Genomic DNA, 1,461 nt, shown 5'->3' with positions numbered 1-1,461 from the left:
CCCTGCACATCGAGCGGGATCACGACATCTTTGGTTTCACCGGGCTGAACCTGCTGACCGTTGAAGATCACCGAGAACGCAGCGTCACTACGCAGGGTGATATAACCGGCTTGGGGCCCACGGCTTTGGGTGCCGCCATCCGTGAGCGCCCCCTTGAACACCACCGTTCCCAGCGGTTGGTCGTGAGAGTCCAGCAAGGACTTCGCCACCGCCATCACACTGACGGGGTCGGCCATGACCAGGTTCTTCTGGGCCAGTGAGAAGGTCTTACTAAAAGTGGACTTGTTACCCTGGCTGTCTCGGGCCTCCACCTTGAAGGTGTATTCCTGGCCCGCTTCCAGGGTGGGGAACATGCGCGGTACTTCTGGTTGGTAGCCATCGGAGAGCTTCGAGAAGCCCAGCTGCAGGTTGTCATTGATGGGGCCGCCGGTCAGGCTCATGGAGGTAATGACCGGGTCGTTATCGACAGTGTCAGTGACGGAAACGCGGAAATCCTTGATGGTTTCCACGTTGGTCATCGACCCGCTCTTATTGGTCACGTTGATAGTCGGGCCGGTCGAGTCAACCACTACCCCGGTGAGCGTGCTTGTAGCGGCGTTGCCGTCGGTATCAGTTGCGGTCGCAGTGAAGGTGTAAACGCCTTCGGCCAGCGTGGCAGTGTTGAACTCTGCGTACTTGTTCTTAAAGCTCTCGTCCTTGTAGGAGATCAGCGGCACGGTGAACACTTGGTTCGCGCTATTGGTTGCCTTGACCTTGAAATCGCGGGTATCCCAGACACTCAACTGCCAGTTATCGGTCCGGTCGTTGTCCGTGACGTACAAGAGCAACTTGCGGGCATCGGAGACGTAGTTGAAGTCATCAATGACCGGCGGGTTGAAATCCCAGTAGGTATAGAAGTAGCCAACGTTAACGCTCTGCGAGGTATTGACCGTGTTGGTGATGTTGATGGTGTAAGGGATGTACCCTCTGCCGTTGGTGTAGTTCACCAGCGGGTCCATCGTGCAGCTGGTGCCGTCGATCGGCACGATACAGTTGACGTTGTTGACCGTGATTTTTTGCGGATAGGATCGGGCGGCCACGTTAATCGTCACGCGGTCGACGGTCGCTGGCACGCTAAAGCGGACCGAGCCTGAGTTGACCATGGCCTTGCCCACCACACCGTACTGCATGTTGGTGTAGGCCGGTCCGGGGGCAGCACTGCCAAGCAGCGTGACGTTATTCACGACCGACGTTTGGACGTCGCGATACAGGCCCGCCTTGGTGGTAAAGCGCCAGTAGCCATAGGACGAGGGCGCTGACGCAGAGTATTGGTAGTAGGCATAGGAGGCATCGGTGCTGTGCGGCGACTGCACGAAGCCATAATTGGTGGCGTTAAAATTGACGTGGTCGGTCTTGGGGATCTTGACCCGTACCTTGACCGGGTTCTCATAGCTCACTGCACCGGCCAGGGGTTGCCCCAAC

General features: G+C 57.6%; 1 protein-coding gene. It reads right to left on the bottom strand.

The annotated features are described in order from the left end of the window. Nucleotides 1-1,461 (bottom strand): Ig-like domain-containing protein (locus PG883_RS23445; RefSeq protein WP_270808448.1); only part of this gene is annotated, 1,461 nt, incomplete at both ends.

It is taken from the genome of Aeromonas sp. QDB25 (genome assembly GCF_027707725.1).
Classification (GTDB): Bacteria; Pseudomonadota; Gammaproteobacteria; order Enterobacterales; family Aeromonadaceae; genus Aeromonas; species Aeromonas caviae.
Note: the sequence above shows the minus strand (reverse complement) of the source record. Positions and strands in the feature narration are given on the sequence as shown.